This is a genomic window from Kocuria tytonis (assembly GCF_003226895.2).
Lineage (GTDB): Bacteria > Actinomycetota > Actinomycetes > Actinomycetales > Micrococcaceae > Kocuria > Kocuria tytonis.
Genome location: NZ_PNJG02000001.1, coordinates 967,535 through 994,057 on the forward strand (window position 1 = coordinate 967,535; position 26,523 = coordinate 994,057).

The following is a 26,523-nucleotide window of genomic DNA, read 5'->3' on the forward strand; positions in this document are numbered from 1 at the left end:
GTCCTGCGTGTCAGGGAGTGGCCGTGTCCGGCTCCCGCAGCGCGGGCTCCGGGAGGTAGACCTGCCCTCCGACCGCCAGGAACTCCTGGCTCTTGCGCTGCATGCCCGCGATCGCCGCCTGGTTGTCGGCGCTGCCGTAGGTGTCCCGGATGTCCTGCGAGATGCGCATGGAGCAGAACTTGGGCCCGCACATCGAGCAGAAGTGGGCGGTCTTGGCGGGCTCGGCGGGCAGGGTCTCGTCGTGGTACTCCTGCGCGGTGACCGGGTCCAGGCCCAGCCCGAACTGGTCCCGCCAGCGGAACTCGGAGCGCGCCTTGGACAGCGCGTCGTCCCGTTCCGTGGCGAGCGGGCCCAGCGTGTAGAACGGCGCGCCGTCGCACAGCTCCTGCTGGCGCTCCACGTTCTCGCGGGTCTTGTGCAGCGGGATGTGGCCGGGACCCTCCACCATCACCTGCACGTCGTGCTCCCAGGCACGTTTGGTCAGCTCGGCGAACTGGGCGGCGTCGTTGGCGTCCCCGTCCACCTTCTCGAGCGCCTGGTAGATGGGCACCGTGCCGATGGGAATGGGCGAGTTGCGCAGGATCCACTCGCGCGTGGTGTGGATGTCGTTGCCCGTGGAGAGGTCCATGAGCGTGTCCGCACCCCACTTGGCGGCCCATTCCAGCTTGGCCACCTCCTCGCTGATGGAGCTGGTCACCGCCGAGTTGCCGATGTTCGCGTTCACCTTCACCAGGAACTGGCGCCCGATGACCATGGGCTCGGACTCCGGGTGGTTCACGTTCAGGGGGATCACCGCGCGGCCGGCGGTCACCTCCTGGCGCACCAGCTCCACGTCGCACTGCTCCCGCAGCGCCACGAAGCGCATCTCCGGGGTCACGACGCCGCGGCGCGCGTAGTGCATCTGGGTCACCGTCCTGCCGGGCCGGGCCCGCCGGGGCTCCGGCTTCCTCCCCCGCCACTGCTGCGACGGTGCACCGCGGCGCACGGCGCTGCGGCCGTCGTCCTCGAGCTTCCGACCGCGGGCCTCGTGGACCCCCGTGTCGTCGCGCTCCTCGATCCACGGCGCCCGCCAGGGCTCCAGCCCCTCCTCCGGGACACTGCCCGGACCCATGGTGCGGTACACCCGCAACGGGTCATTGGGTGTGCCGTCCGGGGCGTCCAGCTGGTGGATCTCCGTGACCGGAACCTGGATGCCGTGCTCCGTGTCCTCGACCCAGCTGAGGCGGTGGGACTCCTGCTGCTCGGACTGGTTTCCAGGGGTGGTGCTGCGTGTGTGGGGGCATGTGCAGACATGGCCGTTCCACACTTCCTACGCCGGTACGAGCCGGTTCAGGTTCGACGGTCTCGGGCAGCACTGGCCCGATCTCAGCCCCCGTGTCTGGGGCTCCCGTGTGGACGGTCACATGTCTAGCACAGATCCGCGGGTGGGGAAACGTCTTTCTTTGCGCTCAAGGTTGCTAGAGCGTCTTGTTCCTGAACGGCTCCTCACTAGAATCGTGCACATGTTCCGTCGCTGAGTTGCTCACTCTCTGCATCCCCATACCCAGAACGGAACAATCATGCCCTCAGATCTTTTGCGTCTGTCCCTTGCGCCGACTGTCAGCGCGAGCGTTGATCGCCAGTCGAGCCAAATCGGAATCCGTCCTCTGGAGGCGGTCGACACAGCCGCCCTGGCGGAAGTGTATTTTGACAGCTACCCCCGAGGGGTTGCCGTCGACGATGTGGGGGCCGCCCGTAAAGACATCGAGTCCACATTCTGCGGGGACTACGGGCGTCTGCGACTCGACGCCAGCGCAAGCGCCTGGCGTGGAAACCGGCTCGTCGGCGCTGTCATGGTGGTGGAGCGCTCGATCTGGGACAAGCATCTCGATGGCCCGTTCATCATTGAGCTGTTCGTGTCCCCCAGTTCCCGACGCGTGGGGGCTGGACGAGCTCTCCTGCAACACGCCATCGCCACATGTGTTGCCGCAGGCGATCCCGCCCTCAGTCTGCGATTCGGAGAGGGCACCTCCTCTGCCGCCATGAAGCTGTACCACGACCTCGGTTTCATCACTCACCCTGGCTCGTAACCACAGAAAGACTCACAGACGCTGGCCCCTGATGCTGGGCACCAACCATCCGTGCTCGGTCGTGACATCTCTCCCTGTTATTGGCTTTACCCCAAAAATCCAAGGGAGCCCACAAAGTCTTTTTGGGAGCGGGTCAAAGCCCTACTGACTGTCCACGTCGCGGGCCGCGGTGGCTCTCCTATTGGTTGCCGTCGGCAACCGATCCACACGGTGCCCTGGGCCGCTCGGTTCACGGCTGTCAGAGCTGGCGGCCCAGGGCGACGGCATTCACCGCGGTCAGCCAAAGGTGCTCTCCCCCACCCGTGGCAGTATCGTGACGCGCGAGGCGGATCGTTCCGTCACGGCCGCACCGCGCGCCGCCGCCGCCTTTGTCCGACAGAAGGTTTGTCCCCCAATGGCCTTGACCGTCCGTAAAAAGCGCTTCATCAGGCGCATGCTCGGCTACGTCATAAACCCGGTCGGCGTGCGCTGGCGCACCTGGCGCGGCCGGGAGCAGCACCACACGATCGGGAGCGTGGAGATCGTGCTGCCACCGGAGCACGACCTCCCCTTCTACCAGCGACGCGATCCCACGTACGACGCGTACGCCATTGGCCACCTCGCCCGCCTCGCGGCCGGGGACCGCGTCGTCGTCGACTGGATCTCCCCCGAGTCCCTCCTGGCCATTCCCGCGCCCTACGGCGAGCGCCTGATCCAGGCCCTCGCCGAGAGCGGCCGCACACTGCTCGTCCACGACAACCTCGGACGCCGCATGGTGGAACTGCCGCCGGGTGACACCGCCGGGCTGCGGACCCCCTCCCGGTGGTTGCACGAACAGGTGGACGGCCACGTTGTGGTGCCGTACCTGGACGTCCGGGCACTGACCGATCGTGCGGCGCAGCTGCTGCAGACACCTGTGCGCCGCTAAATCCAATGACCACACTTGAATTGCGCACATCCTGGAATCACCGATCGCTGATCTTTTCTCCCAGCAGCAGTCCTCACACCCCCGGTGGATGCACGGCAATCAGCACTCTGCACCCCTGCCAGGAGTAGCGTGGAATTCACAGTCGGCGACATCGTGGACGCAGTTCAGGCACGGGGGAAGGACAGTCATGACGGCAACCCTGCAGAGGCGGCAACAAACAGCGTCCCCGCCGCGCAGAAGACTGCCGATATCCAATTTCGCGGCGAAAACCACCATGGCTCTCACCGGGCTCATTTTCGTGGGATTCGTGTTCGTCCACATGTACGGCAACCTGCACATCTACCGGGGCCAGGAGGAGTTCGACCACTACGCCCACTGGTTGCGCGAGCTGCTGATGCCGCTGGTTCCCTACGAGGGCGTGCTGTGGATCCTCCGCGCGGTGCTGGTGACCAGTCTGGTCCTGCACGTCGGGGGCGGACTCCTGCTGTGGACACGCGCCCGCCGTGCCCGCGGGCCGTTCCGCCGTTCCGGGCTGACGCGCGGCGAAGCCTGGATGGCGCGGTCCATGCTGGGCACGGGCATCGTGATCCTGCTGTTCGTGGTCTTCCACGTCCTCGACCTCACCCTGGGTGCACAACCCGCGGCCACGGACACGTTCGAGGCGGGTTCGGCCTATGCCAACCTGGTCGCCAGCTTCCAACGTCCCCTGGTCTCCGGTTTCTACATCCTCACCATGCTCGTGCTCACCGTGCATGTGGCCCACGGCACGTGGACCGCCGCCAACGACCTCGGTGCCACGGGCAGGCGGCTGCGCCAGGTCGCGGCCTGGGTGGCCGGGCTGGTGGCGATCGCCGTCTGCGTGGGCAACGTGACCATCCCCCTCGTGGTTCTGCTGGGAGTGATTCAGTGATGACTCCATCCACGACTGGCTCAGCGCAGGCCCTGCTCGAGGAGCTGCGCACCGTGGGCTCGGACCTCCCCGGTCTCGACACGCAAGTTCCCGCGTCCCAGATCTGGGCGGACCGGCGGCTGCACTACCGCCTGGTCTCGCCGCTGAACCGCCGCAAGTTCACGGTCATCGTGGTCGGCACGGGTCTCGCGGGGGCGGGCGCCGCCGCGGCCCTCGGGGAGCTCGGGTACAACGTGGAGTCCTTCACGTTCCACGACGCCCCGCGGCGAGCGCACTCGGTGGCGGCCCAGGGCGGCATCAACGCGGCCCGCGCCCGCACGGTGGACAACGACTCCGTGGCCCGGTTCGTGAAGGACACCGTCAAGGGCGGAGACTTCCGGGGCCGTGAGGCGGATGCCTGGCGCCTGGCCGAGGAGAGCGTGCGGGTCATCGACCACATGAACGCGATCGGTGCGCCCTTCGCCCGCGAGTACGGCGGCCAGCTGGCCACCCGCTCGTTCGGTGGCGTGCAGGTCTCCCGCACGTACTACACCCGCGGGCAGACAGGTCAGCAGCTGCAGGTGGCCGCCGCCCAGGCGCTGCTGCGGCAGGTCTCCACGGGGCAGGTGAACCTGCACACGCGCACGGAGATGCTGGACCTGATCGTCGCGGACGGCCGCGCCCAGGGCATCGTGGTGCGCGACCTCGTCACGGGAAAGATCTCCGCGGTCACCGGCGACGCCGTGGTGCTGGCCACCGGCGGCTACGGCAACGTGTACTACCGCTCCACCCTGGCCAAGAACTCGAACGTGACGGCCGCGTTCCGGGCCCACCGGCGGGGCGCGCTGTTCGCCAACCCGTGCTTCATCCAGTTCCATCCCACGGCACTGCCCGTCTCCAGCGAGTGGCAGTCCAAGACCACGCTGATGAGCGAGTCCCTGCGCAACGACGGCCGCATCTGGGTCCCCGTGCAGCCGGGCGACGACCGCGCACCCAACGACATTCCCGAGGACGAGCGCGACTACTACTTGGAACGCCGGTACCCGGCCTTCGGCAACCTCACGCCCCGTGACGTCGCCAGCCGTGCGGCGCGCACCGAGATCGACGCGGGCCGCGGCGTCGGGCCCCTGAAGAACTCGGTGTACCTGGACTTCCGGGACGCGATCGAGCGGCTTGGGAAGAAAGTGATCGCCGAGCGCTACGGCAACCTCTTCGAGATGTACTCGGACGCCACGGGCGAGGACCCGTACAAGGAGCCCATGCGCATTGCGCCCGGCGCGCACTTCGCCATGGGCGGGCTGTGGAGCGACTACGACATGATGACGTCGGTCCCCGGCCTGTTCGTGGGCGGCGAGGCCGGCTGGGGCTACCACGGGGCCAACCGCCTGGGCGCCAACTCGCTGCTCTCGGCGTGCGTGGACGGCTGGTTCACGCTCCCCTACTCGGTGCCCAACTACCTGGCCCCGCTGCTGGGCAAGAGAAAGCTGTCGGTGGACGACGACGCCGTGCGCGCCGCGGTGGCCGAGGCCGAGGCCGGCGTGCAGGCCCTGATCAACATCGGCGGCACCCAGGGCCCCGAGCGTTTCCACCGCCGCCTGGGAGACCTGCTCTACGCGAAGTGCGGGGTCACCCGCTCCGCCGAGGGCCTCGTCGAGGGCCTGGAGGGCATCCGCGCGCTGCGCGAGGAGTTCTGGACGGACCTGCGCGTGCAGGGCCGCCCGGACGGTTTCAACCAGGAGCTCGAACGGGCCGGGCGCGTGGCCGACTACCTCGACATGGCCGAGCTCATGTGCCTGGACGCGCTGGACCGGGACGAGTCCTGCGGCGCGCACTTCCGGGACGAGCACCAGACCGAGGGCGGCGAGGCCCAGCGCGACGACGCCCACTGGCTCTTCGCCTCGGCCTGGGAACGCACCGCGTCCGACGACGCCGCCGCGCCCGGTCCGCGCTACGTGCGGCACCAGGAGCACCTGGAGTTCCCCAGCGTCCCGCCCGAGACCCGCGACTACCGATGAGAGGACCATCCTCATGAAACTCACGCTGAAAGTCTGGCGGCAGGAGTCCGGCGCCGAGGACGGGCACTTCGAGGAGTACCCGCTGGAGGGCGTGGGGCCCGAGTTCTCGCTGCTGGAGGCCCTGGACAAGCTCAACGACGACCTCGTGGCCCGCGGTGAGGACCCCGTGGCGTTCGACTCGGACTGCCGCGAGGGCATCTGCGGTGCGTGCGGCGTGACCGTGGACGGCAGGCCCCACGGCCCCCAGGAAAAGACGCCGTCCTGCCGGCAGCACCTGCGCTCCTTCGAGGACGGCGCCACCGTGCAGCTCGAGCCGTTCCGCAGCGGGGCGTTCCCCGTGGTCAAGGACCTCGCGGTGGACCGCAGCGCCCTGGACCGGGTGATCGAGGCCGGTGGCTTCGTGTCCACCTCCGTGGGCACCGCCCCGGATGCGGACGCCATTCCCGTGACCCACGAGTCCGCGGAGTGGGCCCTGGACCTGGCAGCGTGCATCGGCTGCGGTGCGTGCGTGGCCGCGTGCCCCAACGGTTCCGCGCAGCTGTTCGCCGGGTCCAAGACGATGCACCTGGCCACGCTGCCCTCCAGCCAGAAGGAGCGCAGCCGCCGGGCCAAGGGCATCACGCGCGCCGCCGAGGAGGAGTTCGGCCCGTGCTCGGTCTACGGCGAGTGCGCGGAGGTGTGCCCCGCGGGTATCCCGATCACCGCGATCGCCGGGCTCAATCGGGAGAAGCTGCGGCAGGTGCTGCGCAACAAGGACGACTGACCCGCTCCCCCGACGACAGACGACGACGCTCGGTGCCCCTGGGAGGGTAGCGAGCGTCGTCGTGCTGGCCGGGTTCGCCGTGCGGACTACATGGCGAGGTCGCCGAGGACCCACATCCAGCCGGTGCCCACCACGGTCCAGATGACAATGATCGCGACGGACATGATGAAGGCGACCTTGAACCACTCGGAGACCTTGACGTACCCGGAGCCGTAGACCACGCCGGACGGGCCGGACGCGTAGTGGCTGATGGCGCCGAAGAGGTTGCCGATGAAGCCGAGAGCGAGGGCCGCAAACATCGGCGGGGCACCGGCGGTGATGGCCGCGCCCAGGAACACGCCGTACATGGCGACGATCTGCGCGGTGTTCGAGGCGAACATGTAGTGCGCGTAGAAGTAGACGAGCGCCAGGATGGCAAAGGCAACAGCCCAGGGCATGCCACCGACGGCACCGGAAACCACCGAGCCGATCCAGGTGATGACTCCCAGGTTGTTCAGGTTCTCCGCCATGCCCACCAGGACCGCGAAGAAGATCAGGGTGTTCCAGGCGGAGCCGTTCTTGGCCATGTCGTTCCAGGTGAGCACCTTGGTCACCAGCAGCACCGCAATGCCGACGAAGGCCGCCGTGGTGGCGTTGACGCCAATGGCCGTGCCGAAGACCCACAGCAACAGGAGCAGTACGAACGTGGCCGCCATGATGATCTCGCCGCGGGTCATGGACCCCATCTTCTGCAGCTCGCTGCGGGCCATGGTGGGTGCTTCCGGCGTGCTCTTCAGCGTGGGCGGGTAGATCTTCATGAGCAGCCACGGGACCACCGCCAGGCTCACGAGGCCGGGGATCAGCGCGGCCAGGGCCCACTGGCCCCAGGAGATGTGGACGCCGAGCTTCTCCGCGGAGGCCACGGCCAGCGGGTTGCCGGCCATGGCGGTGATGAACATGGCGCTGGTGATCACGTTGACGTGGGCGGCGGTGAACGTGAGGTAGGAGCCGAGCTTCCTGCGGGACTCGTCGGTGTCCGGGGTGGAGCCCTGGACCTCGGCGACGGAGCGGACGATCGGATAGATCACGCCACCGGCGCGGGCCGTGTTGGACGGCGTGGCCGGTGCGAGCAGAAGGTCCGTGACGGCCATGCCGTAGGCGATGCCCAGGGGCGATTTGCCCAGCACGGAGAGGAACATCAGGGCGATGCGGCGGCCCAGCCCGGTGAGCAGGAATCCGTCCGCGATGAAGAACGCCGCGACGATGAGCAGCACCGCGGAGTTGGAGAATCCACTCAGCGCCTCCCCGCCCTTGACGTCCATGGCGCCGGTGATCATGGCCGTGGCCAGCCCGATCAGCGCCACCGAGGGGGTGGGCAGGGGCTGCAGGATGAGCCCCAGGATGGTCGCGACGAAGATGCCGAGCATGTGCATGCCGCGGGGGTCCACGCCCTCGGGTGCCGGGATGAAGAAGATCACCGCACCCACGAGGAGCATGAGCCCGAACTTCCAGAGCATCGAGACAGTGTCTCGGCTCATGGTTCTGGATTCGTGGGTGGAATCAACCTGATGGCCGGACATTTCTGCCTCCGAGTGTCGCTCCGGTGTGAGACCCTTCTTGCCTCAATTTTAGACCCGGGACCAGGGGAAAAACGGTTCCCCGGGCATGCGGCGGCGACCTGATTCGTGTTTCCCGTCACCATTCATCGGGTGACCATAGGCAGGGGGTCAAAGGCCGGATGCCAGTCGGTGAAGGAACGGGGCTTCATCGGGCACAGCAACATTCCTCACCAATGAAGGGTCGGACAATCTTCTCGGGCATCCCAGAAATTCGCCATAAGCGTCGGCCACAAAGTCACCTGGCACAACCGATCCGAACAACGACAGTTCAGCCCGGCTCAGTAGTGGTATCGAGCCTGCAAGATCACGAGATCCTCACCAGTCACGAGGTAGACGAGCCGGTGCTCCTCGTTGATGCGCCGCGACCACGAGCCCCGCGCCCCGTACTTCAACTGCTCCGGCTTGCCGATGCCCTCGAACGGCTCGCGCAGGCAGGCATCGATGAGCAGGTTGATCCGCTTGAGGATTCTCCGGTCGGAGGTCTGCCAGTACGTGTAGTCCTCCCAGGCGGCCTCATCCCAGACCAGCCGCATTCAGACGTCCCGAGCCTGGCTGACCGACTCGTCGGAACGGTCGAGCTCGTGGACCTGGGTCTTCCCGACACGGGCACGATCGTAGGCGTCGAGAAGCCTGCGGGCGTTCGACGGCGACCGGAACAGGTAGGCGGTCTCCTGCCACGCCGCGTACTCGTCGGCGGGCATGAGCACCGCGTTGCCCTTCCGAGAGACGATCTCGATGGCTTCCTGGTCCTCGTTCACGCGCTCGATGAGCGGGAAGAGAGTCTTGCGGGCCTCGCTGGCGCTGATGGACATGGAGTACCTTCCCTACGTTGACTGGTACAGGTTTATGGTACCAATCAACACTCTGGGGTGGGCCGCATGACGACGATCAGGCATGGGCCTCCCTCACTGGGGACGTTGCCGACGCGAGCGAGCACTGCAGCTGCTGCTCTCCAGGGTTAGCCGCAGGAGGCAGTTCAGGAGTCATGCAACGGCAAGAGGGGTTATCTCTGCAATTCGTTCTCCCGCGCGATCCTCCGCGCAGTCCAACTCGTAGTGGCTCTGCAGATTGAGCCAGAACTCGGCCGATGTCCCGAAGTAACGCGCCAAACGGAGGGCTGTGTCCGCGGTGATCCCCCGCTTGCTGTGCACGATTTCGTTGATCCTCCGGGGAGGCACCCCGATGGCGACGGCGAGCTTGTTCTGCGTGATGCCGAATTCTTCGATGAAGTCCTCCATCAGAACTTCTCCCGGGTGGATCGGCTCGATCTTGTCAGTGGTAGTCAACGATCTCGACCTCCTCTGGTCCTGCGTCTGTCCATGTGAAGCAGATCCGCCACTGGTCATTGATGCGGATGGTGTGCTGCCCCGCCCTGCTTCCCACCAGCGCCTCCAGTCGGTTCCCCGGTGGGCTCCGAAGGTCTCTCAGTGACACCGCCGAGCCTACTTGCCTTAGTTTGCGCAACGCCGCCCTACGGATCCTCGGATCGATAGATCGCGCCCGTTCACGGTTCCACAGTCGCTCCGTGTCCCTGCTGGCGAAGGATCTGATCACGAGACGAGTCTATAACGCAATCCGTCAATAACGCTAGACGTTAAACCTGAGCTCAACCCGCTTGCGGGCACCATCCACCCCACGCGAAGAACCGGGAGTCCACTTCGCCCTCAGCCGGCTCAGCCCAGGCCGACAGGCCCCTCAGGAGCCGAAGCTGGCGAGCGTCATCACAGCGATGTCGTCCTTCCACCTGTAGGCAGCTGGTTCTGTCGTGCAGATCAGAGGATCCACGAAGCATGGCCCCAGCTGTTCGCGCAGCCAGCGCAGGTGCTTGCCTTCGGAATCGCTGACAGCCGCCGCGAGGTCACCTCCACGCCGACGACGACGCAGTTGTGGTTTTGCCCAAGGCCTTGGAACCGCCGAGTATGGACTGCCATCTCCCCCAAAGAAGTCACCCAGGTCAAGATCCACGATGCGACGGCTGTACGTCACGGTTCAACCATGCCGTTAGCAGGCGTGGAACTAGACAAGACGCATAATCCGCACTCGCAAGGCCGTCGACAGGTTACCACCACGCCGACCCCTTCGAAGTAAGTCGAAATTCGACCACATGAGGTTGAAGCCTATGCGCCCTTCGTATGAGGGGCACCGCACCAGAATACCTATAAGAGGCTCTTCACAGATGAGGGTGTAGCCCGGACGGAGGCGGTCGGCGTGGTGGTGTCCGGGTAGACGTCGAGGCCTCCCCAGGATGGAAGTTCCTACGCTTGCCATCCGAGAGGCCTCGACGTGCCCCAGGCTACCTTCACCGATCCCAATCTCGACGCGTTCTGCCGCCTCGATGAGCTCGGACTCACCACCATCAGACAGCGGATCGACTCTGATCGGGCGGTGCTGGAGTGCCGAGTCCGCGCTGTCGAGGATCTCGACCGGTGGTGTCGGAACTGCGGTCAGGCTGGCATCTCGCGGGGCACGGTCACCCGCCGCCTTGCCCACGTCCCGCTGGGGCACCGGCCCACGCAGCTGAAGCTGCGAATTCGCCGCTACCGGTGCCCTGACTGCGCGGCTGCCTGGCGGCAGAACACCACGGCGGCGGCTGAGCCGCGGGCGAAGCTCTCCCGCCACGCTGCCCTGTGGGCGCTGCGCGCCGTGGTGATCGATCGGCTCTCGATGACGCGTGTTGCTGCCGGGCTGAGAGTCGCTTGGAACACCGCGAACGATGCCGTGCTGCAGATCGGGCACCGCCTGCTGATCCAGGACCCCGCACGACTGAACGGGGTGCAGGCCATTGGTGTTGACGAGCATGTCTGGTCCCACACCGGGCACGGCTCGAAGTACGTCACGGTGATCATCGATCTCACCCCGATCCGTACGGGTACAGGCCCCTCGCGCTTGCTGGACATGGTCCCGGGGCGGTCGAAGCAGGTCTTCAAGCACTGGCTGGGCGCCCGCACGCCCGAGTTCCAGATCGAGATCGTGGCGATGGACGGCTTCACCGGCTACAAGACCGCCGCCGCCGAAGAGGTTCCGCGCGCGAGGGCGGTAATGGATCCCTTCCACGTTGTGGCCCTGGCCGGGGAGAAGATCGATCAGTGCCGCCAACGTATCCAGCAGGGCACCCTGGGGCACCGGGGACGTTCTAGGGATCCGATCTACGGGATCCGGCGGGTTCTGCACACCGGGGCCGGGCTGCTGACCAGCCGCCAGGCCGCCCGGTTGGAGGCGGTCTTCGCCTGCGACGCTCATGTGGAGGTCGAGGTTACCTGGGGCGTGTATCAGCGGATCGTGGCCGCCTACCGCGACCCCGGCCGGGCAGCTGGGAAGCGGCAGATGCAGGCCGTGATCGCTTCCCTGGGCCACGGGGTTCCCGAGCAGCTCACGGAGCTGATCACGCTGGGCAGGACGCTGAAACGGCGGGCGGCGGATGTGCTGGCGTTCTTCGATTACCCGGGTTCGAGCAACGGACCGACCGAGGCGATCAACAGGCGGCTGGAGCATCTGCCGGGCACCGCGTTGGGGTTCCGAAACCTGGGCCACTACATCACCCGATCACTGCTGGACACCGGAGGGTTCAGGACAGCGCTACACCCTCATCTGTGAAGAGCCGTGAAGGTACCACAGGGTGTGGCACTTTTTGCGTCTCTGGCTCCGGCGCAATCGGTCAGGGCCGGCGCCCGGTGTCGCTCCAGCAGGCCATCAGGTAGAGGGTATGACGTCGATCAGTGCTGCAGCCGCTGCACGCGCGTCCGCGTGGGAGTCCTCTCGTATCGCCGTGAGTGGAGCGCGGTCGTCTAGACGTGGATTGCTTCCAACGAACCACGCGCCAGCCACATCCGGGGATTCGTGAGACTCCAGTAGCAAAAAATCTCTGCCGCCACCAGCAGACGTCGCTCGACTCGCGGATTCACCTCGAGCACAGAAGTACTGACCGCATCAGCCAGCGACCGGCGAGCACGCACGCCAGCGAGGGTCGCCGTGAGAAGTGGCCCCAGGGAATCCTGGAGCAACTGAGCGGCGCCAAGCACGTCTGGACGCGATCGGCTGGAGCTTCCCCTGCGGGTCATCTCATCATCCTGTCGCATCTGTTGCTGGAAAGCACGTCAGGCCTGCGCCTCTCTGCAGTCGTCCCACATGGTGTGGGACATTTGAGTAGCTTGCTGTCCGAGACCCTGTGGCAGGTGCTCAGGCTGACAGCTCAGCTCAGGCGCTTCTTCACAGCGGATTTCAGCGAGGTCTGCAGTTGCTCGCGCACGGTCGACGCGATGAGCTCTTAACCCTGCAGCACGTCACCGTTTCCGTCCATCTGGACGAACTGCTTTGCCACTGCCTTGTCGAGCTCAGAGACGAGTTCAACAGTGGCGTCCTCGAACACGGGTGCGGCTCTGAACCGATCGCCCAGGATCTCAACGAGGTGATTGCCGAGCCGTGCTTTCTCGGCTTCGTTGTCGACTTCGAACAGAAGCGCCGGCACCTCCGACGGTGTAAGGGTCACCACCTCGTCGCCTTCGGTGAGGGCCTCAACAGTGGGCAGGAAGTTGTCATGACCTTCAACGAAGGCTTTAATGTCTCTGCGAAACTTGCCGCTTCCGGTAGAACCCGAGCGTGTTCGTCCAGCAGTGGCTTGGATCTCGCGCCGACGGCGACGGTGGGTAGTGTTGTCTGCCTCGGCGAACGCGGCGTCAGCGAGGGCGTCCGGGTCAGCGGCACCGGCGGCCTTGGCAACGGCGACGTTCAGAGTCCTCCAGAGGGCGATGGCGCTGCTCGGCATCTCGAACACCTTTGCATAGGTGGCCTTGCGGAATGCCCTGTATGCCTTGAGTACGGCAGCTTTGTCGGAGGCGCTGACCTTGGACCAGTTCAGTGCAAACCATTCCTGCACATTCTGAGTGGACACCCAGCGCACACCTTCACAGCCGACCTCGCTGCTGCGGTAGAGCGCCGCCAAGCTTCCGAACACACTTGCCAGGCTTGCAGCTACCGACTCCTGGTCAGTTAGCGGCACGCTGCTTGGCAGGGAGATGGCCTGGAAGTTGTCGGTGGTAACGAACGCCTTGTCGCTCCACCAGACCTGAGGCTGGAACTGCGGGTGGACCGAGACTGCAATGTGTGCCTTCTTCCAGTCGACCGACCACCATGAAGCGCCCTTGGCTTTCACGCTGGGGGCATCGTGGGCACCCGCGCGACGTACCGCACGGATGTACTTCTCCAGCTCACCGCCCTTCGGAAGAGTCTTAGGGGCGCTTAGCACCCACCAGTCGACCTTGTTCACATCGAACTCACCAGTTGGCTCGTCCATCGGAGAGCGCAGCATCGGAGTGAGGTATTTCTTGTTGAAGGCAGTCTGGATGTCGAAGCCGCGTAGCTTTCTCCGAGCGCCGTTGCTCTGGGGGTCCAGGTCCTTCAAACGGTAGAAAGCATGCCCAAGCTTGTTTCCGCGGTAGATGGAGACATCGGTGATGTCCTGCAGCCGCAGAAGGTTCGGGCAGGCCTCGAAGTCGCGAAGCGCCTCTGGGTGAGCTCCGGCGATGAGCGCATCGCTGCGCGGAGGCAGACTCGACAGGTCACGCATAAGGTGATTGCCACACGGCCTCGGCAGACCGGCCGAAGTGTCTACGTCTCCATCGACGGGGTCGATGACGTTGACGAACTCGAACTTGCCGTGGCCACTTGCCCCCTTTGGCCTCGGCTCCATGAACATCGCAATGGGCGCCACCCGCGCGTCAGAGAACCAGACATCAGATTCGGAATGCCACACAGCTACGTCGTAGTTGGCCCGCACCCATCGCATCAAAGGCACGTGCTTCTCGTTCTGCAAGATCGAGGCCGGGAGCACCAGCGCGATCCGACCTGACGGTTTGAGCCAGGCAGCGGCCAGCAAAATGAACCATGCGGCGAGGTTTACGTTGTCGGGCATACCCGCCGGGAGCACGTGTGTTCCGCCGCTTGCCGCGATCTTCGATAGATCCTTGCGGTAGTCCACGGGGGTGTCGGCCTTCTCGTCATACGGCGGATTGCCCAGCACCACGTCAAATGCTGCAGGGAACGGCAGCCTGTAGGGACTCCCGTTTTGAGGCGTGACGTCCACCGCTAGTTCTCCGGGCCGGATGTCGAGCGCATCGCGGTTAGCGACAGCAGGGAAGTTGTGTCCCTTGTAGACGTCGCGGGTTGCAAGGTTGACCGTTGACAACTGGACTGCGAATGAATCCAAGTCGTTGCCGAATACCTGGGTCAACACGTCTTCGTGGGACTTGGACTTGCGCAGTTCGTTGTAGGCCTCGACGAGAAAGGTGCCGCCCCCGGCACAGAAGCCGACGACCTTATCGTCCTCTGATCGAACTGCCCACCGGGTCATTGCCCGCGCGAGCCGGGACTGGGTGTAGTGCTGCCCCATGTCCTGGCGTCGTTCCGAGGAGATCAGCCTCTCGAAGATTACTCCGATGATCTCGGAATTGATATCGGCAAACTTGACCCCGTCCAAGACATCAAAGAGAGCTAGCCAAAGTGCTCGTAGAGAGTCGCTCTCGGCTCCGAGCACGAACCTGGCACCTTCGGACAGGGTGAAGATGGTCTCATAATCACCGGCCATCCGCATGGCCTCGTCGAGGTTCTCGAGGAAGGTCTGCAGCATCGCGGCCGACGTGCTGGGGGTGGTGCCCTTGAGGATCGGCTTGAGGGAGAAGTTGGGGCAGACAGTCTCGTAGAAGAGCCCGGAAGTCAGCACCTCGGCGGTGGCCTGCGCGACGAAGTAGCGTGAGACATCGGCCTTCGTCAGGTCGAAGTCCCGCTCCTTGGCCTCTTGCACGACTTCCTTGGGCAGCGTCAGCTGGTTGACGTGGTCATTGAAGGCCGGCAGGGCTTCAATGATGATTGCGTCGGTCGACGACCTGAAGATCGTGAAATAGGCCTCGTCCTTGCCGGCCTCGCTGACGACGATGTCCTCTGCCCGGGCTTCCCGCAGTTGCCGGAAAAAGTCCACGAGGCCCGGGCGCATGAGAGAGTCTCGGCGGGCGGCCGTGAGGTTGAGCCACCAGTCCTGGACCGCGATCTCTTTTTTCGTCCGCGAGGGTGATCCGGTCGCCGACGACCGTCGCGAGGTAGTCGTTCCCGTCGTACACGTCTGCGTTGAACAGGGCGATCTCAAGGAAGTTCGTCGTGAATGCGTACCGACTGCCTTTGTCCCTGGCCTTCGTTAGCGCATCGCTCACCTCACTCTCCACGTAAGTGTGGAGCCCCTTCAGTGTCTCCGGACGCTTGGCCTCCCCAGTCACCAGCAGCTCCCGCGTTCCGTCAGCGCGGCGGATCTCGACGTCCGGACGCTTGCGAGTCGACAGGACCGTGGTCTCCACCAGCCATTCGATGTCGAATCCCAAGACCTCGGCCCCCACAGCCTCGGCCAACTCGTTCAGGTCTGACATCATGCCGACCTCGTTGCGTCCTGTCGAAAGCCTCTTGGCCATACTCACCCTTTCCTCGCTGAACCAGCGCACCTCGCGACGCGTCAAGAGGCTGACGGGCCGCCCTACTTCTACTGAACTGGCTGCCCGCCCACATCTCGGTTCAAGTCGGACCCCATCATCATTTTGTAATGGGCGTCATGTCCGGACCTGTCGAAGACATGTCTGAACACGTCGAGATACATGTCTTGAGTCGTCGGGCTTGGTGAATAGTGGAGGTTCTCAAACACACCGTGGGATCCCTCGTTGACCCAGTTGAACAGAGATCGCAACACCGGGCGCTCTGCTGGGTCCAGGTACTGCACGATCTGGTCCTCCCAGATGCCGCCGGCGATTCGGAAGTAGTTCTCGAGAATTCTACGAAGGACATTCTCGAGGCCGATGATGCTCATCTGTTCGCCCTGTGAGGCGCGTCGGACTTCAGACCAGAGGCGTTCGTATTCGGTGCTGACGGGGTTCTCGGCGTGAGCCTCGACGACGTTGGCCTCGGTGAGGCTCTTCCTGATCACGTGGTAGCAGCGGCCCGAGCCCGTATCCTTGTGCCTGACCTGTGTTACCTCCTTGTGAAAGTACACGTTGTGCGTCAGGACGATTACCTGCGCCACATGGTCGGTCTTGGACAGGGCTCGGTTGATGAGGTCGCGAACGAGAGCGCTGACGATGAAGAGGACGTCACTATCAAGGCTCGAGATCGGGTCGTCGATCACTGCCAGGATCTTCCCCGAGGCCCCGGTATTCTCACGCCCGTTGAGTCGAAAGTAGTAGTAGAGGAACGCGATGAACGTTCGCTCCCCCTCGCTCAGGGAATGCTCGTCGAGGGGGACTCCGTTCCGAGCCAGCATGTAGCCGTCGTCGAGCTCAGCGGAATTGACGATATGGAACGATGTGAATCCGGATCGTCGGAGAAGCCCATTAATGTTATCAATCACCGGTTGCGACGATTCGACGGAGCGCTGCAGGTCGCGCACCTCATCGTTGAGTGCGCTGATGGCCGCCGATGCCTCGCCCATCTTCTCCGCCGTGGCTTCAACGCCCTTCTGCAGACCGGCAGACTTCCGCCTGTATGCGGAGAGTTCCTCGTGAAGGAGCACATCAGCCAGGTATGTCCAGCATTTCTCCGTCAGCTTGGGCTTCGCTACTTTCTGGGACTCAACCAGCCTGTTATGCGCGTCGATCTTGGCGTTGGCCTCACGGATAACGGTGTTCAGGGCATCCACTGGCGCGCTCGACGTGGACACCGTCACCGCTTCAGACGGCGCCCTCAGCTTCTGTTCGAGCCCCTTCTCATTGGCACCGGTCGTGGTGTTCAACGATCCGAGGGCCTTTTGGTAGGCGGCCTCGTCGAGATAGGCGGTGGATTCCGCGCTCCAGCCCCCGGTGGCCTCTCTCACTGACTGGGCCCACGATGAATATGCCACGGCCAGGCGCTGCAGCTTGTCCACCTGCTCCGTATACCGGTCGTCAAACATGTCCTCAAGCTGCTTGGCAAGGTCCTTGGGCGCCTTCTGCTGACAAAACGGGCAGAGCCCGTCCGCGTCATGGAGATACTGGCGTCCGGTCTGAACCCAGTCTTCGTTGCCTAACTTCTCCACAAGCTCGCTGAGCGAGACCTGGGAGCTGCCCGCGATCTTTTGCTCTAGAAGAGCTGAACCGTCCTGGTCACTCCACTGGAACTCGCTGATCTCGGTGAGCGGGGTACGGGTCGTCGCTCCGGTGTCGTATACCGCAGTTGCGTCGGCGAGAAGGTCTTCGAGCTCGGGGAGGGTTTCAGACTCGCTCGGCGCTTCTCGTTCGAGGAGCCGTGTCACGAGCATGTCCCTGTTTCGATCCACGCCACGCTGGCCGGTAAACGCGGGTAACAACGTCGTATGTTCGTCAACGAGCGTACGGTACTTTTTCCACGCGGCGGTCTTGAGCGCCTCCTTGGCCTCGGTCTGACGGTTTTTCGCGTCCTCGTGGCTGCTTCGCGTTCGCCCGTGCACGTCCACGGCCTGATCGCGTTCGCCTCCGGGCATCTCGATCTGCTCAAGGCGATTCTGGGCGTCGACGCTGTTCTCGCCGAGAACGAAGACGCCGGGTATCCGGTTGGACTCGCGCAGTATCTGGTCCACAAGGTCTCTGTTGTAGACCCGTACCGCCATCTCAGCACCGTCGTGCCACTCCGGCTTCAGCTGCAGGGAACCGTAACCGGCGAAGGCCCGGCTAATCGTCGTCTTCCCGGATCCGTTGGGACCGTAGAAGAAGCTTGCAGGTTCCAGGTCGGTGACCGAAAGTGGGCTGTCCCCAAAACATGTGCCGCCGGCGATCGTCATCTCCTGCAGCATGAGAACACCACCTCCACCGACCGGCGGTCCCCTCGCGTGCCGAGAGCGGCACCCTCGAGCAATCGGCGGCGCGGACCGGTGTCCCAGGTCGCCGCGGCTACGGTTCCTCTTGCCATGTTCGCCCCTCCTAGAGTGCTACAACAGTGCTACCAGCCCGCGATTCGCTACATGAGTTTGTAGCACTTATTTATGGGCTGACCTGAGATTCAGACGTTGAACCGGAACTCCACCACATCCCCATCCTGCATCACGTACTCCTTGCCCTCCATGCGCACCTTGCCCGCGGCCTTCGCCTCGGCCATGGACCCGGCGGCCATGAGGTCGTCGTAGGAGACGATCTCCGCCTTGATGAAGCCCCGTTCGAAGTCCGAGTGGATCACCCCGGCGGCCTTGGGAGCGGTGTCCCCCTGGTTGATGGTCCACGCGCGGGCCTCCTTGGGGCCGGCGGTGAGGTAGGTCTGGAGGCCCAGCGTGGAGAAGCCCACGCGGGCCAGCTTGTCCAGGCCGGACTCGTCCTGGCCCTCCATCTCCAGCATCTCGCGGGCCTCCTCCTCGGAGAGCTCCACCAGATCCGCTTCCAGCTTGGCGTCCAGGAACACGCACTGCGCGGGCGCCACCAGCGCCTCCAGCTCAGCCTGGCGCTCGGGTGAGGACAGCACGCCCTCGTCCGCGTTGAACACGTAGATGAACGGCTTGGCGGTGAGCAGGTTCAGCTCGCGCAGGTTGTCGGTGTCGAGCTTCTCGGGCCCGGCGGCCTCGAAGATCGTGCGGCCCTCCGCCAGCACCCTCTCCGCGGCCTGGTACGCCGCGAGCTGCTCGGGCGAGCCCTTCTTGATCTTGACCTGCTTCTCCAGCTTGGGGATCGCGTTCTCCAGCGTCTGCAGGTCCGCGAGGATCAGCTCGGTGTTGATGGTCTCGCGGTCCGAGGCCGGGTCGATCTTGCCGTCCACGTGGATCACGTCCGGATCGTCGAACACGCGGATGACCTGGGCGATGGCGTGCGCCTCACGGATGTTGGCCAGGAACTGGTTGCCCAGCCCCTCCCCCTCGGACGCGCCCTTCACGATGCCCGCGATGTCCACGAAGGACACCGTGGCCGGCACGATCTTCTGCGAGCCGTGCAGCTCCGCGAGCTTGTCCAGCCGCTCGTCCGGCAGGTTCACCACGCCCACGTTCGGCTCGATGGTCGCGAACGGATAGTTCGCGGCGAGCACCGTGTTGCGCGTGAGCGCGTTGAACAGGGTTGATTTTCCGACGTTCGGCAGACCGACGATTCCAATAGTAAGAGCCACGGTCCGCCATCTTACCGGGGCCGCCCGACGACGCCGCCACGCGACTCCGCGCCCCGCCGCACCCCTGACACATGTCATGCCCCACTCGTGACAGTTCGCAGTTCAGCGCCGTCCCGCCGCACGGGAATCTGGACCCATGAACACCACACACCCACCGCAGCCCCACTCCCCCGCCATCCAGGTGCAGGACGCCGTCAAGACCTTCCGCACCCGCTCCGAGACGGTCCGCGCCGTGCAGGGTGTCTCGCTGGAGATCCCGCGCGGCGGCGTCGTCGCCCTGCTGGGGCCGAACGGCGCGGGAAAGACGACCCTGCTGGACATGGTGCTCGGCATGAGCGAGCCCACCTCCGGCGCGGTGAGCGTGTGCGGCGAGCGCCCGCGCGCGGCCGTGGCTCACGGGAAGGTGGGCGCGGTGCAGCAGGTGGGCGGGCTGCTCGCGGACCTGAGCGTGCGCGAGACCGTGACCATGATCGCGTCCCTCTACCCGGACCCCCTGCCCGTGGACGAGGCGCTGGAACGGGCGGGGGCGGCGTCGTTCGCGCGCCGGAAGGTGGCCAAGTGCTCGGGCGGGCAGCAGCAGCGGGTCCGCTTCGCCCTGGCCCTGCTCCCGCACCCCGAGCTGCTCGTGCTGGACGAGCCGACCGCGGGCATGGACGTGCAGTCCCGCACCGAGTTCTGGGACGCGATGCGCGCCGAGACCGAGCGCGGGCTCACGGTCGTGTTCGCCACGCACTACCTCCAGGAGGCGGAGGACATTGCCGAGCGGATCGTCCTGATGGATGCCGGGCGCGTCACGTTCGACGGCTCCGTGGACGAGCTGCGCTCCACGTCCCGGCACCACACCGTGTCCTTCGTGTGGCCAGGGGGCGAACCGCTGCCCGAGTTCGCGGGCGCCACCGTCTCGCGCCGCTCAGAGTCCCGCGTGCACCTGCGCACCGAGGACGCGGACGCCCTCGCGCGCGAACTGCTGACCCGCACCCCCGCGAGCGCCTTAGAGATCTCCCGCGGCGGCCTGGACGAGGCGTTCGCGGCGTTGATCCATCGAGACGACGCGGCCGCGTGAACCCGCGCGCAGCGCACCGCGGGTGACCGCACCGTTCTCCCGCCCCTCCCCTCGCCCCGCAGCTCGTGCGCCCATAACCGCACCCAGACCCCAAGGAGCCCGTCATGTCCCTGACCTACACCGCCCACGACGTGCGGCGGAACCTCCGCTCGATCCCCAACCTGGTGTTCGTGGCCCTGCTGCCCGCCGTGCTGTTCATCCTGTTCGGCGCGGTGCAGGGCTGGTCCGACGCCCGCCTGCCCGGGGGCAACGTCTCCGCGTACGTGATGGTGTCGATGGCCGTCTACGGGGCCGTCACCGCCACCACCGCGATCTCGGCCGGCGCGGCCGTGGAACGGCTGCAGGGCTGGGGCCGGCAGCTCGCCCTGACCCCCATGGGCACGGGCGGCTACGCGGCCACCAAGGTGGCGGTGGCCCTGCTGATCGCGGTGCTGCCCGTGGTCATCGTGTTCCTGGTGGGAGCGTTCACCAACGCCTCGATGGACGACCTCTGGCGCTGGGCGCTGGCCGCCGTGCTGTGCGTGGTGGTCTCCGTGGTGTTCGCGTTCTACGGGCTGGCCGCGGGCCTGATCTTCCGCTCGGACACCGCCGTGGGGGCCGCCTCCGGCGCCCTGGTGGTGTTCGCGTTCTTCGGCAACGTGTTCATGCCGCTCTCCGGCGGGATGCTGACCGTCGCCCGCTTCACCCCCATGTATGGAATCGTGGGCATTGCCCGCTATCCCGTGACCGAAGGTGAGGTGGCCACCATGGGCGGTGCCCCGCAGACCGACAGCCTGCTGTGGCTCGTGGTCAACGCCGTGGCCTGGGCCGCCGTGTTTGGGATCATCGCGCTGCTGGCCGCCCGGTCCTCCACGGGCCGCCGATGAGCGCCGCCACGCGGACCGCCCCGCGCCCACGCACCGAGGAACCCGAGCACCATTGGTCCGACCTGCTGTTTGCCACCGTCTGGCTCGTGTTCCTCGTGATCCCCGCCGCGGCACTGCTGCAGAGTGACGAGCCGATCTGGGCCAGGGCCCTGGGACTGCTCGGGCTGGTGCTCTTCGCCGGGCTCTACACGCTCTCCTGGATCCGGCAGATCCTGGTCCCGCGCCTGAGCGTGTTGGGCAACGCCGTGCTGTGGTGCGCGGTCCTGCTGGTGCCGCTCACCCTGTTGCTGCCGGCCTCGCCGTGGGGCATGACCTACACGGCCCCGTTCTTCGTGGCCGTGTGCGCGTTCCGACTGCCCTTGCGCCAGGGCATCCTGGCCTCGCTCCTGATCGAGACGGCCGCCCTGGTTCCGCTGCTCATGCTGCTCCCCCGTGAACAGTGGTTCTGGCCGCTGTTCGGCCTGGTCCTGCCCGGGCCGATCATCCTGCTCTCCCGCTTCGCCGTGGATCGCTCCGAGACTCACGAGCGCCTGGCCCGCGAGCTCGAGGTCTCCCGGCAGCGCGAGGCCGTGGGCCGGGACGTCCACGACATCCTGGGCCACTCCCTCACGGTCATCACCGTCAAGACCCAGCTCGCCCAGCGTCTCGTGGAGACGGACCCGCAGCGCGCCGTCGCCGAACTCGACGACGTCCTGGCGCTGTCCCGCGAAGCCCTCACCGACGTGCGCTCCACGGTCGGCAAGCTGCGCGACCTGGACCTGGGCGTCGAGCTCGTCCAGGCACGTGCCGCTCTGCGCGCCGCCGGGATCAACCCGCACCTGCCGTCCTCGGTCCCGCCCCTCGACGCCGTCACCCGTTCCGTGTTCGCATGGATCCTGCGCGAGGCCGTGACCAACGTGGTACGCCACTCCGGCGCCTCGCGGTGCCGGGTGACCGTCACCGGGACGTCGCTGCGCATCGACGACGACGGCGCAGGGTCACCCGTCCACTCCACCCGTGGTGGCACCGTGGAAGCGGTCCCAGGAACTGGACCACGCAGCGGCGCGGAAGCCGGGCGGGCGGGCCGTGGCACGCGGGAGGGGGCGGCGTCGTACGCTGCGACCGTGTCCGGAGCGGACGGCAGAGGGATCGTCGAGGGGAACGGGATCTGCGGCATGAAGGACCGCGCCCGGGCGGCAGGATACGAGGTGACCGTGACCCGCGCACCGCACGGGGGCACCACGGTGGAGGTGACGCGAGCATGACCGCGATCCGTGTGCTGATCGCCGACGACCAGGCCCTCGTCCGCGCGGGGCTGGCCGCCCTGCTGGACCTGGAACCGGACATCCACGTGGTGGCGCAGGCCGCGAACGGGCACGAGGCGGTTGAGACCGTGCGCGCCGAGCCCGTGGACGTCGCCCTGCTGGACATCGAAATGCCCGGGCTGACCGGCCTGGAGGCCACCGAGCGGATCGTGCAGGGCGGGTGGGCCACACGCTGCCTGATCGTCACCACCTTCGACCGCCCCGGCTACCTGCGCCGCGCGTTCGACGCCGGAGCATCGGGTTTCGTGGTCAAGGACACCCCGGCCGCGGAACTGGCCGAGGCCATCCGGAAGGTGCACTCCGGGCTGCGCGTGGTGGACCCGGCGTTGGCGGAGAAGTCCTTGCTGGCGGGTCCGAATCCGCTGACGCCGCGGGAGCAGGACGTGCTGCGGGAGGCCGCGCGGGGAGCGTCCGCGGGGCACGTCGCGCGGGTGCTGCACCTCTCGGCGGGCACCGTGCGCAACCACCTGTCGTCGGCGATTGGCAAGACGGCCACGACGAACCGCGCCGAGGCCGCGGCGGTGGCCGCCCGGAACGGGTGGCTGTAGGGTCCCGGGACCGCCGAGTGGCGGCGGCCGGGGTGCTCGCCCCTCGAGTGCTTGTGCGTGTCGGACGGCCTTGTCACAGTGAAACGCATGGACGCTTCCGTGATGGCTCAGGTGTGGTGGTTGTGGGCGCTGTTCGCCCTGGTGGTGGGCGGGGCGCTCGGGTACGTGATCGCGAACATGAAGACCACGCGGCTCGAGACCGAGGTGGAGGAGTCCCAGGCCCAGCGGATGGCCGCCCTGCAGGACGCCGCGGCCGCCCGCTCGGCCCAGGAGCAGCTGGCGGAGCGCGTGGAGTCCCTCGAGGCCCGCGCCGTGCAGGACCAGGACGTCATGCGTGCGCTGGCGCCCCTCAACGAGCAGCTCTCCTCCGTGGGCCGGCACGTGAACCAGCTGGAACGGGACCGCGCCGAGCAGTTCGGAGCCGTGGCCCAGGCGCTGGAGGCGGCCCGGAGCACGGACCGGCAGCTGCTGCACGCCACGGGCTCGCTGGAGTCCTCCCTGCGCTCCACCACCGCCCGTGGCGCCTGGGGTGAGATGCAGCTGCGCCGCGTGGTGGAGGCCGCCGGGATGACCCGGCACGTGGACTTCACCGAGCAGACCGTGCGTGCCACGGACTCCGGGATCCAGCGCCCGGACATGATCGTCAACCTCCCCGGTGCGCAGTCCGTGGTGGTGGATGCCAAGGCCCCCATGAACTCGTACCTGGATGCCCAGGCGGTTGCCGCGGACGGCTCCCCGGAGAGCGAGCGGCGCCGCGCCCAGCTGCTGGCCGCCCACGCCAAGGCCCTGCGCTCCCACGTGAACACGCTGGGCACCAAGAAGTACTGGTCTGCGGAGGAGAACTCCCCCGAGCTGGTGATGTGCTTCGTGCCCGTGGAGTCGGCACTCGCGGCCGCCCTCGACGCGGACGCGTCCCTGCTGGAGCACGCCGCGCGCAACAACGTGGCGCTGGTGTCCCCGGTGTCCCTGCTGGCCTCCCTCAAGGCGGTGGCGTTCAGCTGGCGTCAGGCCACTCTCACGGACAACGCGCGGGAACTCTACCGGCTGTCCCGCGAGCTCTACGACCGCATGGGTGCGGTGGGCAAGCACCTCTCGGACATGGGCGGCTCACTGCGCCGCTCCGTGGAGGGGTACAACAAGCTCGTGGGCTCCCTGGAATCCCGTGTGCTGCCGTCCGCCCGGAAGATCGCGGAACTGGATCCCACCGCCACGGATGCCGAGGCGCTGGAGACCAGGCCGGTGGACGCGGTGCCCCGCCCGGTCACGGCCACGGAGTTCGTGAGCGACTGAGCGGGACGGCCAGGCTGTTGGCCGCTGCTGGCCGGGGGTGCGAATCTGCGCCGACCGGGTGCCACTCCCGCTCAGCGGCCGGGCTGCCTGCGTCGCTCAGCGGGAGTGCGATCAGCGGGAGGGCTTGGTGCCGCGGCCGCCCAGGCCGCGGGAGGAATCGCCGTCCTTCGCGAGCTTGGCCCGCAGCTCCTTGGGCAGCGAGAACAGGATGTCCTCCTCGGCCGTGACCACTTCCTCCACGGCGCCGTAGCCGTACTCGGCCAGCAGGTCGAGCACCTGCTGCACGAGCACCTCGGGCACGGACGCGCCGGAGGTCACACCCACGGTGGCAGCGCCCTCGAACCAGGACTCGTCCACCTGGTTGGCGAAGTCCACGCGCTCGGCGCGGGGTGCGCCGTACTCCAGCGCCACCTCCTTCAACCGCACGGAGTTCGACGAGTTCGCGGAACCCACCACGATCACCAGATCCGCCTGGGGCGCGATCTCCTTGATGGCGGCCTGGCGGTTGGACGTGGCGTAGCAGATGTCGTCGCTGGGGGGATCGATCATGTTCGGGAACTTGGCGCGCAGCCTGTTCACCGTCTCCATGGTCTCGTCCACGCTCAGGGTGGTCTGCGAGAGCCACACCACCTTGTCGGGATCGTGCACCTCCAGGGTGTCCACGTCCTCGGGGGAGTTCACGACCTGGATGTGCTCGGGCGCCTCCCCGAACGTTCCCTCCACCTCTTCGTGGCCCACGTGGCCGATCAGGAGGATCTCGTAGTCGTTCTTCGCGAACCGCACGGCCTCGCGGTGCACCTTGGTGACCAGCGGGCAGGTGGCGTCGATGGTGTTCAGGTGGCGGTCCTGCGCCGACTGCACCACGGCCGGTGACACCCCGTGGGCGGAGAACACGAGCAGGGAACCCTCGGGCACCTCGTCCGTCTCCTCCACGAAGACCGCGCCGCGCTCCTCGAGGGTCTGCACCACGTGCTTGTTGTGCACGATCTCCTTGCGGACGTACACGGGCGCTCCGTAGTGCTCCAGGGCCTTCTCCACAGCGATCACGGCCCGGTCCACACCCGCGCAGTAGCCGCGCGGAGCGGCCAGCAGCACCTTGCGCTCCCCGGTGACCGGGGCGGCGGCCGCGATCTCCTCCGGGGTGCGGCGCACCCGGGGGACGGTGGGCATGGACAGATCAACCACGGTGGACATGTCCTCCATCGTAGGTGACCGCTCGGACACGCACCACGGCGCCGATCACACCCGCGAGCGCCACCACCGCGGCCCAGATCATGCCCGTGACGGTGCGCCCCACGAAGGACTCCCGCAGCACGGACACCACCCGCTCCGCCACCAGGTGCGCCACGGGATCCACGGCGGAGGCATCCACCACGGTCTGCGCGGAGCTCACCACCACGGCCAGCAGCACGCCCGCGCAGAGCACCCCCGCGAGACCGGTGCCCGCGAGCGCGAGCCAGCGCCGCGGCGTCGTCGTGACCGCCAGGAGCACCAGCGCGGCCACGAGCCACGGCAGCACGTAGCGCCACTGGGCGAGCCACACGAGCGCGTCCACGACGCCGCCCGAGTGCACCCCGGGCACGGTCACCGTGAGATCCTGCCGCGCGATGTCCGGGGAGACGCCCACGGTGTCCCGGACCTGCTGGTCCACGGCCGAGCCGAGGGCGGTCACGTCCACCACGAGCTCGTCGGGGGCGTGTCCGGCCGCGGTGGTGAGGGGGATGTTCGCGTCGTGGGTGTCGTTGAGGATTCTGATCCACGCACTCTGGCGCTCGGGCGCGGTCAGCCAGGACGTGGCGCCGTCGATCGCGGAGCGCCGGACCCGTTCCAGGGCGTCGTCCACGGGACCGATGCCCGTGTGCACGTCCTCCAGCGCACCGAACGTGGCCCGGTCCAGCATGGTCTGCACCAGCTCCTCCTGGAACGCGGGGTCGATGACCACGGACGCCGCGGTGTCCTGGAAGCCGGAGGGCGAGAGGATGTGGTCCTGCATCCAGGACAGCCCCAGCCACAGCGCGAACCCGGCGCCGGCCAGGATCGCGCACAGCGCGGCGGCGACGGTGCGGAGGACGGTCGCGGGGCGAGGGGACGCAGGAGAGCTCACGGCTCCACTGTAGGGAGAACCGCCTGTGCGTGTCCCCGGAGGG

24 protein-coding genes and 1 riboswitch are annotated in these 26,523 nt (G+C 66.7%); of the genes, 11 read left to right on the plus strand and 13 right to left on the minus strand.

Features of this window, described 5'->3' with window-relative positions:
• Positions 1-10: 10 nt before the first annotated feature.
• Positions 11-1,306 carry a phosphomethylpyrimidine synthase ThiC gene (locus C1C97_RS04295; protein WP_267897584.1) on the minus strand — a complete coding sequence of 432 codons (1,296 nt, stop codon included), beginning with the start codon at positions 1,304-1,306 and terminating at the stop codon, positions 11-13.
• A riboswitch (TPP riboswitch) is annotated at positions 1,289-1,400 on the minus strand. It overlaps the preceding gene by 18 nt.
• A gap of 159 nt (positions 1,401-1,559) precedes the next feature.
• Between C1C97_RS04295 and C1C97_RS04300 the strand changes: the two genes are divergently transcribed.
• The 5 genes from C1C97_RS04300 (at position 1,560) to C1C97_RS04320 (ending at position 6,643) form a co-directional block, all read left to right on the plus strand.
• Positions 1,560-2,069, plus strand: coding sequence for a GNAT family N-acetyltransferase (locus C1C97_RS04300; protein ID WP_121030155.1), 510 nt, complete (start codon positions 1,560-1,562; stop codon positions 2,067-2,069).
• A gap of 394 nt (positions 2,070-2,463) precedes the next feature.
• Entirely contained in the window at positions 2,464-2,976 is a 513-nt protein-coding gene (locus C1C97_RS04305) for an aldose epimerase family protein (RefSeq protein ID WP_147406047.1), read from the plus strand.
• A gap of 274 nt (positions 2,977-3,250) precedes the next feature.
• On the plus strand, positions 3,251-3,886 hold the full coding sequence (locus C1C97_RS04310) for a succinate dehydrogenase cytochrome b subunit (RefSeq protein WP_233542725.1): 636 nt from the start codon (positions 3,251-3,253) through the stop codon (positions 3,884-3,886).
• Positions 3,886-5,880 (plus strand): fumarate reductase/succinate dehydrogenase flavoprotein subunit, encoded by a 1,995-nt coding sequence (locus tag C1C97_RS04315; protein ID WP_121030160.1) that lies wholly within the window; start codon positions 3,886-3,888, stop codon positions 5,878-5,880. Before C1C97_RS04310 ends, C1C97_RS04315 begins: the two co-directional genes overlap by 1 nt.
• A gap of 13 nt (positions 5,881-5,893) precedes the next feature.
• Positions 5,894-6,643 carry a succinate dehydrogenase/fumarate reductase iron-sulfur subunit gene (locus C1C97_RS04320; RefSeq protein WP_121030162.1) on the plus strand — a complete coding sequence of 250 codons (750 nt, stop codon included), beginning with the start codon at positions 5,894-5,896 and terminating at the stop codon, positions 6,641-6,643.
• 86 nt (positions 6,644-6,729) lie between these two features.
• On the opposite strand, the gene C1C97_RS04325 is transcribed toward C1C97_RS04320, so the two are convergent.
• The 6 genes from C1C97_RS04325 to C1C97_RS12150 form a co-directional block, all read right to left on the minus strand.
• The gene (locus tag C1C97_RS04325; RefSeq protein WP_121030164.1) at positions 6,730-8,160 is read right to left on the minus strand and encodes an anion permease; all 1,431 of its coding nucleotides are present in this window, start codon (positions 8,158-8,160) and stop codon (positions 6,730-6,732) included.
• Between the two features lie 359 nt (positions 8,161-8,519).
• Entirely contained in the window at positions 8,520-8,774 is a 255-nt protein-coding gene (locus tag C1C97_RS04330) for a Txe/YoeB family addiction module toxin (protein WP_121030166.1), read from the minus strand.
• Entirely contained in the window at positions 8,775-9,053 is a 279-nt protein-coding gene (locus C1C97_RS04335; protein WP_121030168.1) for a type II toxin-antitoxin system Phd/YefM family antitoxin, read from the minus strand.
• A gap of 171 nt (positions 9,054-9,224) precedes the next feature.
• On the minus strand, positions 9,225-9,527 hold the full coding sequence (locus C1C97_RS04340) for a HigA family addiction module antitoxin (protein WP_121030170.1): 303 nt from the start codon (positions 9,525-9,527) through the stop codon (positions 9,225-9,227).
• Positions 9,514-9,795 (minus strand): type II toxin-antitoxin system RelE/ParE family toxin, encoded by a 282-nt coding sequence (locus C1C97_RS04345; RefSeq protein ID WP_121030172.1) that lies wholly within the window; start codon positions 9,793-9,795, stop codon positions 9,514-9,516. The genes C1C97_RS04340 and C1C97_RS04345 overlap by 14 nt, the downstream gene beginning before the upstream one ends.
• A 141-nt stretch (positions 9,796-9,936) precedes the next feature.
• Positions 9,937-10,227 (minus strand): hypothetical protein, encoded by a 291-nt coding sequence (locus C1C97_RS12150; protein WP_147406048.1) that lies wholly within the window; start codon positions 10,225-10,227, stop codon positions 9,937-9,939.
• A gap of 297 nt (positions 10,228-10,524) precedes the next feature.
• On the opposite strand from C1C97_RS12150, the gene C1C97_RS04350 reads away from it, so the two are divergent.
• Complete coding sequence (locus tag C1C97_RS04350; protein ID WP_121030174.1) at positions 10,525-11,835, plus strand: ISL3 family transposase; 1,311 nt, start codon at positions 10,525-10,527, stop codon at positions 11,833-11,835.
• A 670-nt stretch (positions 11,836-12,505) separates the two neighbouring features.
• On the opposite strand, the gene C1C97_RS04355 is transcribed toward C1C97_RS04350, so the two are convergent.
• The 4 genes from C1C97_RS04355 to ychF all read right to left on the minus strand — a co-directional run bounded on the left by C1C97_RS04355 (position 12,506) and on the right by ychF (position 19,305).
• Positions 12,506-15,211: an HsdM family class I SAM-dependent methyltransferase gene (locus tag C1C97_RS04355; RefSeq protein ID WP_158591130.1), complete on the minus strand. Its 2,706-nt coding sequence runs from the start codon at positions 15,209-15,211 to the stop codon at positions 12,506-12,508.
• Positions 15,093-15,698, minus strand: coding sequence for a hypothetical protein (locus C1C97_RS12325; protein ID WP_158591131.1), 606 nt, complete (start codon positions 15,696-15,698; stop codon positions 15,093-15,095). Before C1C97_RS12325 ends, C1C97_RS04355 begins: the two co-directional genes overlap by 119 nt.
• A gap of 62 nt (positions 15,699-15,760) precedes the next feature.
• Entirely contained in the window at positions 15,761-18,013 is a 2,253-nt protein-coding gene (locus C1C97_RS04360; protein ID WP_121030178.1) for an AAA family ATPase, read from the minus strand.
• Between the two features lie 206 nt (positions 18,014-18,219).
• Positions 18,220-19,305: a redox-regulated ATPase YchF gene (gene ychF, locus C1C97_RS04365; protein WP_121030180.1), complete on the minus strand. Its 1,086-nt coding sequence runs from the start codon at positions 19,303-19,305 to the stop codon at positions 18,220-18,222.
• A 136-nt stretch (positions 19,306-19,441) separates the two neighbouring features.
• Between ychF and C1C97_RS04370 the strand changes: the two genes are divergently transcribed.
• From C1C97_RS04370 to C1C97_RS04390, 5 genes are all read left to right on the plus strand, one after another.
• A complete protein-coding gene (locus tag C1C97_RS04370; protein WP_121030182.1) occupies positions 19,442-20,368 on the plus strand; it encodes an ABC transporter ATP-binding protein in 927 nt (308 codons plus the stop codon).
• 104 nt (positions 20,369-20,472) lie between these two features.
• Positions 20,473-21,234, plus strand: coding sequence for an ABC transporter permease (locus C1C97_RS04375; RefSeq protein WP_110919387.1), 762 nt, complete (start codon positions 20,473-20,475; stop codon positions 21,232-21,234).
• Entirely contained in the window at positions 21,231-22,478 is a 1,248-nt protein-coding gene (locus tag C1C97_RS04380; RefSeq protein WP_121030184.1) for a sensor histidine kinase, read from the plus strand. The genes C1C97_RS04375 and C1C97_RS04380 overlap by 4 nt, the downstream gene beginning before the upstream one ends.
• The gene (locus tag C1C97_RS04385) at positions 22,475-23,086 is read left to right on the plus strand and encodes a response regulator transcription factor (protein WP_110919900.1); all 612 of its coding nucleotides are present in this window, start codon (positions 22,475-22,477) and stop codon (positions 23,084-23,086) included. Before C1C97_RS04380 ends, C1C97_RS04385 begins: the two co-directional genes overlap by 4 nt.
• 87 nt (positions 23,087-23,173) lie before the next feature.
• The gene (locus tag C1C97_RS04390; RefSeq protein WP_233542726.1) at positions 23,174-24,376 is read left to right on the plus strand and encodes a DNA recombination protein RmuC; all 1,203 of its coding nucleotides are present in this window, start codon (positions 23,174-23,176) and stop codon (positions 24,374-24,376) included.
• A gap of 111 nt (positions 24,377-24,487) precedes the next feature.
• Here the strand turns inward: C1C97_RS04390 and C1C97_RS04395 are convergent, their stop codons facing one another.
• Complete coding sequence (locus C1C97_RS04395; RefSeq protein ID WP_110919899.1) at positions 24,488-25,570, minus strand: 4-hydroxy-3-methylbut-2-enyl diphosphate reductase; 1,083 nt, start codon at positions 25,568-25,570, stop codon at positions 24,488-24,490.
• On the minus strand, positions 25,554-26,480 hold the full coding sequence (locus C1C97_RS04400; protein WP_110919898.1) for a hypothetical protein: 927 nt from the start codon (positions 26,478-26,480) through the stop codon (positions 25,554-25,556). The genes C1C97_RS04395 and C1C97_RS04400 overlap by 17 nt, the downstream gene beginning before the upstream one ends.
• Positions 26,481-26,523 lie beyond the last annotated feature (43 nt).

Excerpts from the sequence above, each read along its gene's own strand:
- C1C97_RS04300 (WP_121030155.1), top strand. The coding sequence starts at position 1,560 with ATGCCCTCAGATCTTTTGCGTCTGTCCCTTGCGCCGACTGTCAGCGCG.
- C1C97_RS04305 (WP_147406047.1), top strand. The coding sequence starts at position 2,464 with ATGGCCTTGACCGTCCGTAAAAAGCGCTTCATCAGGCGCATGCTCGGC.
- C1C97_RS04310 (WP_233542725.1), top strand. The coding sequence starts at position 3,251 with ATGGCTCTCACCGGGCTCATTTTCGTGGGATTCGTGTTCGTCCACATG.
- C1C97_RS04315 (WP_121030160.1), top strand. The coding sequence starts at position 3,886 with ATGACTCCATCCACGACTGGCTCAGCGCAGGCCCTGCTCGAGGAGCTG.
- C1C97_RS04320 (WP_121030162.1), top strand. The coding sequence starts at position 5,894 with ATGAAACTCACGCTGAAAGTCTGGCGGCAGGAGTCCGGCGCCGAGGAC.
- C1C97_RS04325 (WP_121030164.1), bottom strand. The coding sequence starts at position 8,160 with ATGAGCCGAGACACTGTCTCGATGCTCTGGAAGTTCGGGCTCATGCTC.
- C1C97_RS04330 (WP_121030166.1), bottom strand. The coding sequence starts at position 8,774 with ATGCGGCTGGTCTGGGATGAGGCCGCCTGGGAGGACTACACGTACTGG.
- C1C97_RS04335 (WP_121030168.1), bottom strand. The coding sequence starts at position 9,053 with ATGTCCATCAGCGCCAGCGAGGCCCGCAAGACTCTCTTCCCGCTCATC.
- C1C97_RS04360 (WP_121030178.1), bottom strand. The coding sequence starts at position 18,013 with ATGCTGCAGGAGATGACGATCGCCGGCGGCACATGTTTTGGGGACAGC.
- C1C97_RS04370 (WP_121030182.1), top strand. The coding sequence starts at position 19,442 with ATGAACACCACACACCCACCGCAGCCCCACTCCCCCGCCATCCAGGTG.
- C1C97_RS04375 (WP_110919387.1), top strand. The coding sequence starts at position 20,473 with ATGTCCCTGACCTACACCGCCCACGACGTGCGGCGGAACCTCCGCTCG.
- C1C97_RS04380 (WP_121030184.1), top strand. The coding sequence starts at position 21,231 with ATGAGCGCCGCCACGCGGACCGCCCCGCGCCCACGCACCGAGGAACCC.
- C1C97_RS04385 (WP_110919900.1), top strand. The coding sequence starts at position 22,475 with ATGACCGCGATCCGTGTGCTGATCGCCGACGACCAGGCCCTCGTCCGC.
- C1C97_RS04390 (WP_233542726.1), top strand. The coding sequence starts at position 23,174 with ATGGACGCTTCCGTGATGGCTCAGGTGTGGTGGTTGTGGGCGCTGTTC.
- C1C97_RS04395 (WP_110919899.1), bottom strand. The coding sequence starts at position 25,570 with ATGTCCACCGTGGTTGATCTGTCCATGCCCACCGTCCCCCGGGTGCGC.